Here is a 7,017-nt window from a genome sequence, read left to right as displayed (position 1 = left end):
TCTCGCCCCATGGAAAGCGAGCATCCTGTAATGGAAATCAACATCACACTACTCCTTTTACGAAAATTTGATAATTAATTGACAAGGTTGTTTTTCAACAACGTGTAAAAAACCCTAAATTATTAGGGTTTTTAAGTTCATCCAATATCTTTACTAAAAGAATAAGATAGCTTTTTATACTCCATTTTATGTTCATAAAAACGGTGCGCATTTATTCTTTGGACACCAGATTGAAGTGTTACTAATTGACAGCCATTTCTTTTTCCAAAATCAGAAATAAAATCTAGTAATTTCTTACCGTATCCATTTGAGCGTTTACTTTCATCTGTCACTAAATCGTAAACAAATACATGTCTACCATTATAGAAATTTGTTAATATACTAACTCCAGCGACTGCAACCGTCAATCCTTGGTCTTCTAACCCAAATAATTGATACCCTTCTTTTTGCATTTCTTCGTACAAATTAAAGAATGATTCTTCATTTAAGTGAGTACGAAGTTGTTTTAGTACTTCAAAGCCTTTTTTTAACTCTTCTGTTGTTTCGTAAAGTTTTACTGAAATATTAGTCATTCTAACACTCCTTTTTAATCTTTTTACGATACACTAATTACATTTTCACCAGTTTCAGCTTCTCTTTTAAATAATCTTGAATAAACGCCATCTTTTTCTAATAAAGTATGATGCGTACCTTCTTCGACTACTTTACCATTTTCTAGAACAACGATTCTGTCCGCTGTTAATACGGTAGATAATCGATGTGAAATTACGATGACAGATTGTTTTGATTTTCGCTGTTGAATCGCTTCATTTATTTGCAACTCTGTAATCGGATCTAAAGCTGAACTTGCTTCATCTAAAATAAGAATAGGAGAGTTTTTAACTAAAGCTCTTGCTAATGATAATCTTTGTTTTTGACCACCAGATAATAGTGCCCCTCGTTCACCAATTGATGATTCTAGACCTTCTGATAATGAATTTAAATAGTCTGATAATCCACTATCTTTTAGTGCCTTAATCATTTCATCATCTGTCACCAATTCATTTCCTATACGAATATTATCAGCCAAACTACCATTTCTTAACTGTACATCTTGCGAAACAAACGAAATCGAATCTCTGATCCACTTTGCATTTGCTTTTTCAATTGGTAAACCATCTACTTCAATTGTTCCCTTATTTAAAGGATAGAAACCTAATAATAAATCTACAATTGTTGATTTTCCAGCACCACTTGGTCCTACTACGGCCACTGCTTCTCCTGGTTTCACATGAAATGACAATCCATTTAACACAAATTCTTCCTTCGTTGGATAGGCAAATTTAACATCTTTAAATTCAATTAACCCATTAACAGAATTTAATTTTTCACCTTCTTGTACTTCAAATTCTGAAACTTCTTCAGCTAACAATTTTTCAGAACGATCTAATGCTGGACCAGTTCTACGTACTGATAACCAGTTTCTTAGCATTCTTTGAATTTCATTAGCCGCAATGGTCACAAGTCCCCCTGCCGTATACATTTGTCCCGTTGTGATTTGATCATTAGAAATTAGTAAAACACTTATAAAATAGACAGCAGCCAAAGCAAATCCATTATAGCTACCGATTACGACTATTGATTGCATTCTTGCTTTTAATTCGATAATTGATTCCTTAATGAATGATTTACGGATATCGGCGACACTTTGAATCTCATAATCCGTTGCACCAAGAATTCTTGAAAGTTGGATCCCTGTTACTGATTCTCGTAATCTTTCTAAATAACGTGACGCTTCATTTCTAGCTTTAGCCGAAGCAATTCTAGTACGAGCTCCGACTTTATTAGAGGTCCAGTAAAATAGAACACCTAAAACTACACTCGTAACCATTAAATAAGGATTAATCCAAAGTAAGACAATACTATATATAAATACTCCTTGCACAGAAGCCATAAATGTAGAGCCTTCCCATGCTAAAAAGTTATGCAGAGTATCTGGGTCATCAGAAACTCGTGCTAATAATTCACCAGATTTAGATTGATGAAAATATGAATAAGGTAAAATTTGCAAGTGCTTAAATAAGCGTAGTTTTTGCCAGTTTGTAACAGATTTAGCAATATGATGACAAAAATACTCATCAATGACCATTAAAATTAAATCAAGAATTGCAGCAATAACAAGCAACCACATTAATCCCCATAGTAATGCATTGTCATGATTTGGGAGGATATGATCAATTAACCAACCCGTTCCTAATGTAGGTATTAATGCTGCACAAACTTGACTTAAAGCAATTACAAATGAATCTGCAAATACCCATTTTTTATGGGGCTTGAGAAAGTTTATAACTCTTTTCCCATCGCCTATTTTTTTCGTATTTTTCTGCATCATACAGCACTCTCCTTTTCTAGTTCACTGTATTGTGCCATATATAATTGATAATACTGACCTTTGAAAGATAATAATTCTTCATGTGTACCTTGTTCAGCAATACGTCCTTTATCTAATAATAAAATACAGTCCGCATCCTTTACTGTTACAAGTCGATGTGCAATTGTAATTGTTGTACGACCTGGGATTAACTTTTCAAGTGAAGATTGTACCTTTTCCTCTGTTTCTCCATCTAATGATGATGTAGCCTCATCGAAAATTAATACTGGAGGATGACGTAATATTGCTCTTGCAAGAGCTACTCGTTGTCTTTGACCACCAGATAATTTTAACCCTCTTTCACCAACAATCGTTTCAAAACCTTCCTGTAGTGACTCAACTAAATCAGATAAGTCCGCTGCTTCAACAGCAAGCCCAAGTTCTTCATCAGTTGCATTAGGTTTGGCATATAGTAAATTTTGCTTTAATGTACTATTTAAAAGAAATGTTTCTTGAGAAACGACACCAATATTTTGGCGTAATGATTGATAATCATGAGAAGATAAATCTTTACGATCAACTGAAATCGATCCTGAAGAAGGCTCGTATAATCCGAGTAATAACTGAATTAAAGTACTTTTTCCTCCACCGCTTGAACCAACAATTCCAATATGTTGACCTGCTTTAATTGAGAATGAAACATCTTTTAGAACTTCTTCAGTTGAATTTGGATAAGTAAATCGAATATTTTTAACTTCTATATCACCTTTCACTTCTCCAAATTTCGGTAAATCATCTGGTTGTTCTGCAGGTAGGTCAAAGTACTCATATATTCTTTGAAGTGCTGGAATTGCTTGTTGAATTGTTAACGCATTTTCAGCTAAAGAGCGTACTGGCATAAACATCGTTGGGATAAATCCTAAAACGGCGATTAATGTACCAATTGTAATTTCATGCTGCCAAATCGAATATCCACCAATCAACATAATGACCCCTGGCGCACCATTATTAATCACATTTCCTAAACGCCAATTAACCTTCCCAATTAAAGCCAAGCGAATAGCAAATCTTTTCCAAACAGACAATTTATCTTCTAATTTTTTATTTTCTATATCCTGCGTTTGAAAAGTTCGCACTAAACGAACTGACTCAATACTTTCTTGAGTATGATTATACAAATCAGCACTCATATCACGAGCTATAGCTCCCATTTTTCTTACTTTTTTACCAATCATAAAAGAAGGAACTAAATAAATTGCAAATACAACTAGCATGACGACTGCAGCAGGCCAATATAACGGAAACACCGCTATAAATGCTGCAATAGCTGCAATTACTTGTTGAATAAAACGTGGTACAACTGTATTATTCAAGTTTTGAACAGATTCTACATCATGCGTTAACCTATATAACATATCTCCCCGAGGTGTTGTTGAAAAAAACGTCATTGGTGCTTTTTGAAGTTTTGTAAATGCACGTAATTGCATATCTGTAATTACATCTAGACCAATTTTCACTTGAATAAATTCTTGTAATGATTCAAAACCGACCTTAAATAAGAATGAGAGCATAATCCCTAAAATTAAATAAAAAATAATTTTTGAATCAGGACCACCAACAATCTCATCGACCAATTTACCAGTCAAAATCGGCGGAATAATCGCAAATGCGCCAGCAATTAATGAACATACAAAAGCAACTAGAAATACTTTCCAATACGGTTTAAAATGATTAACTGTTTCGATTAAAATTTTCATCTATTGCCATCCCCCTAACCTGTAACATTTTACAATATTTTCGAACTATTTTCACTATTAAAATTTTTACCAGGATTAAAGTAATGCGTTCTTCTTTATTCCTTTTATCTGGTCTCAATTACATTCTAATCTTTCAATTAATCTATTTCTTCATTAAATAGATTGAACATTCGTACACTATTAGTCTTTATGGACATAAAAAAAATCTACAACTTAAGTCGTAGATTTTAAGATTTTTTATTTGATTGAAAATCTATATAACGTAGGTAGACTTATGAAATAATAATTCCTTTTTCTATTTCAATATTTTAAAATCGTATGAATGAACTGATTTCCCTTTTACTGACGACAAAATTTTATCTACTCCATTCATTTGAACTACATTTGTTTTTTTGCCAGTTACTAGAGAATATTGTTCAAAATAATATTTAATTTTCTTTTTTGAATCATACCTTACAACAAACATTGAATCATTTTTGAAATATGTTTGCTCTCCATAGCGATACGGACCTTTTCGTGGATTTTCAATCGTAAATTTCTTTTTCACTATTTTACTAGCAGTGTCCACTGTATAAACATCTCCTAATCCATTTGCGAAGAAAAGCTCCTTACCATAAATATAAATCGATTGATTAAGGCTGTAAGGAATTGTTGCAGACAATTGATTGATGGTTTTATTTTTATAGGAAACAAGAGTGATTATATCTTGCTTTAATGTTTTCTTATTTATTCGAACTAGTACTTCATTCTGATCCTTCAAATTCCCTTGTTTACTTTCGTCGAGTACCATGTAGTAATAATTTTCATCACTAATAATCTGTGAGCTAGGGCCATAGCTGTTATTAATTAATCGATTTTTAAGCTGAGTTAAATCTACTATCTTTAGTTTGTTGTCGTCGAAATCAACTTTACGTAAATGACAAGTATTTTTCTCAATATCTTTTGTTAAAATAATTATTTCATTTTTATCTATACCCGACGTTAAAATATAATGGGGGATATTTCCTTTTTTAAATCCTTTGCCATTTCCATATAATACATTTGAAGTATGACCTGAATTAGAAATAGTAAAATAAAGATTTGAACTTTTTAAATATCCTGTTGTTTCTCCGGTATGTTGATACTTTTTAACTTCCTTATATTTATCCCCAATTATACGAAGTGTTTCTTTATCCTCTAATAAAAGGCCAGTTTCTCCTAACCCAACACTACCAAGTTCTAATCCTTTCATTTTATACCCTCTAGCTACACCTTCATCATCAACAAAGATCGCGATACTGATCCCTCTATTATCCTTATCCTGGTCTGCTGTAGAGGAATAATATAAGACGGCTTGTTTATCATCTAAAAAGTCCTTCTTTCGAATGGTCTCCTCTTTTACAATAAATGGAGAAATCCTAATCTTGTTAACAATAAAATAACAACTGTAAATAACAAGTAAGCAAGTTAAAGTTAGTATGATATATTTATATTTTCTTTTCATTTTTTTCTCCTAGAATATAATAAAAAGTTATAAGTTAAACTTTGTTGAAATAGGGATGATCTTACTCCAATAGACCGGGGTAAAGCGTAAGATAAAGATAGAAATTTTTAAAGTAAACATTTCCTAGCTTCATAGAATTTAAGAATTTTTATTTGTTTCATATATGCAATATAGATTTATGAACTAATCATTCTTCTATTTCAATATTTTAAAATCATATGAATGAACTGATTTCCCTTTTATTGATGACAAAATCTCCTCTACACCTTTCATTTGAACTACCTTTGTTTTTTTGCCAGTTTCTAGAGAATATTGTTCAAAATAATATTTAATTTTCTTTTTTGAATCATACCTTACAACAAACAGTGAATCATTTTTGAAATATGTTTGCTCTCCATAGCGATACGGACCTTTTCGTGGATTTTCAATTGTAAATTTCTTTTTCACTATATTACTAGTAGTGTCCATTGTGTAAACATCACCTAATCCATTTGCGAAGAAAAGCTCATTACCATAAATATAGATCGAATGATCAGGACTGTAAGGAATTTTTGCACTCAATTGATTTATCGTTTTATTTTTATATGAAACAAGGGTGATCATATCTTGCATTAATGTTTTCTTATTTATTCGAACTAGTACTACATTCTCATCCTTCAAATCCCCTTGTTTCCTTTCCTCAAGTACCATGTAGTAATAATTTTCATCACTAATAATCTGTGAAGTAGGACCATAGCTGTTATAATCAGACCGTTTTTTTAGCTGAGTTAAATCTTTTATTTTTAGCTTGTTGTCGTCGAAACCAACTTTACGTAAATGACAAGTCTCATTATCTTCTGTTAAAATAAGTATTTCATTTTTATCTACACCCGATGTAGAAATATAATGGGGTATATTTCCTTTTTTAAATCCTTTGTCATTTCCATATAATACATTTGAAGCATAACCATTTTTTACAAAACCTGAATTAAAAATAGTAAAATAAAGATTTGAACTTCTTAAATATCCTGTTATTTCTCCTGTATGTTGATACTTCATTTTAACTTCTTTATATTTATTACCAATTAAACGTAGTGTTTCTTTATCCTCTAATAAAAGGCCAGTTTCTCCTAAACCAACACTACCAAGTTCTAATCCTTTCATTTTATACCCTCTAGCTACACCGTCATCATCAATAAAGCTTACGATACTGATCCCTCTATCATCCATATCTTGGTCAGCAGTAGAGGAATAATATAACACGGCTTGTTTATCATCTAAAAAGTTTTTCTTTCGAATCGTCTCTTCTTTAACAATAAATGGAGAAACTCTAATCTTGTTAACAATAAAATAACAACTGTAAATAACTAGTAAGCAAGTTAGAAATAGTATGATATATTTATACTTTCTTTTCATTTTTTTCTCCTAGACTATATTAAAAGGCAATA

General features: G+C 31.6%; 5 protein-coding genes. All 5 read right to left on the bottom strand.

Going from position 1 to position 7,017, the window contains the following annotated elements:
- Positions 1-137 precede the first annotated feature (137 nt).
- The 5 genes from ABEY15_RS23100 to ABEY15_RS23080 all read right to left on the bottom strand — a co-directional run bounded on the left by ABEY15_RS23100 (position 138) and on the right by ABEY15_RS23080 (position 6,985).
- Positions 138-572, bottom strand: a complete 435-nt coding sequence (locus tag ABEY15_RS23100) for a GNAT family N-acetyltransferase (RefSeq protein WP_429892340.1) — start codon at positions 570-572, stop codon at positions 138-140.
- Between the two features lie 23 nt (positions 573-595).
- Positions 596-2,371, bottom strand: coding sequence for an ABC transporter ATP-binding protein (locus tag ABEY15_RS23095; RefSeq protein ID WP_429892339.1), 1,776 nt, complete (start codon positions 2,369-2,371; stop codon positions 596-598).
- Positions 2,368-4,107: an ABC transporter ATP-binding protein gene (locus ABEY15_RS23090; protein ID WP_429892338.1), complete on the bottom strand. Its 1,740-nt coding sequence runs from the start codon at positions 4,105-4,107 to the stop codon at positions 2,368-2,370. The genes ABEY15_RS23095 and ABEY15_RS23090 overlap by 4 nt, the downstream gene beginning before the upstream one ends.
- A 295-nt stretch (positions 4,108-4,402) precedes the next feature.
- Positions 4,403-5,590: a hypothetical protein gene (locus ABEY15_RS23085; protein ID WP_429892337.1), complete on the bottom strand. Its 1,188-nt coding sequence runs from the start codon at positions 5,588-5,590 to the stop codon at positions 4,403-4,405.
- Positions 5,591-5,785: 195 nt separating this feature from the next.
- Complete coding sequence (locus ABEY15_RS23080; RefSeq protein ID WP_429892336.1) at positions 5,786-6,985, bottom strand: hypothetical protein; 1,200 nt, start codon at positions 6,983-6,985, stop codon at positions 5,786-5,788.
- Positions 6,986-7,017: the final 32 nt, after the last annotated feature.

The organism is Gottfriedia acidiceleris (assembly GCF_050457485.1).
GTDB lineage: Bacteria > Bacillota > Bacilli > Bacillales > Bacillaceae_G > Gottfriedia > Gottfriedia acidiceleris_D.
This window is presented reverse-complemented; position numbering and strand designations above follow the sequence as displayed.

Bases quoted from the DNA above. Each gene is read 5' to 3' on its own strand.
- ABEY15_RS23100 (WP_429892340.1), bottom strand. From the start codon at position 572: ATGACTAATATTTCAGTAAAACTTTACGAAACAACAGAAGAGTTAAAA.
- ABEY15_RS23095 (WP_429892339.1), bottom strand. From the start codon at position 2,371: ATGATGCAGAAAAATACGAAAAAAATAGGCGATGGGAAAAGAGTTATA.
- ABEY15_RS23090 (WP_429892338.1), bottom strand. From the start codon at position 4,107: ATGAAAATTTTAATCGAAACAGTTAATCATTTTAAACCGTATTGGAAA.
- ABEY15_RS23085 (WP_429892337.1), bottom strand. From the start codon at position 5,590: ATGAAAAGAAAATATAAATATATCATACTAACTTTAACTTGCTTACTT.
- ABEY15_RS23080 (WP_429892336.1), bottom strand. From the start codon at position 6,985: ATGAAAAGAAAGTATAAATATATCATACTATTTCTAACTTGCTTACTA.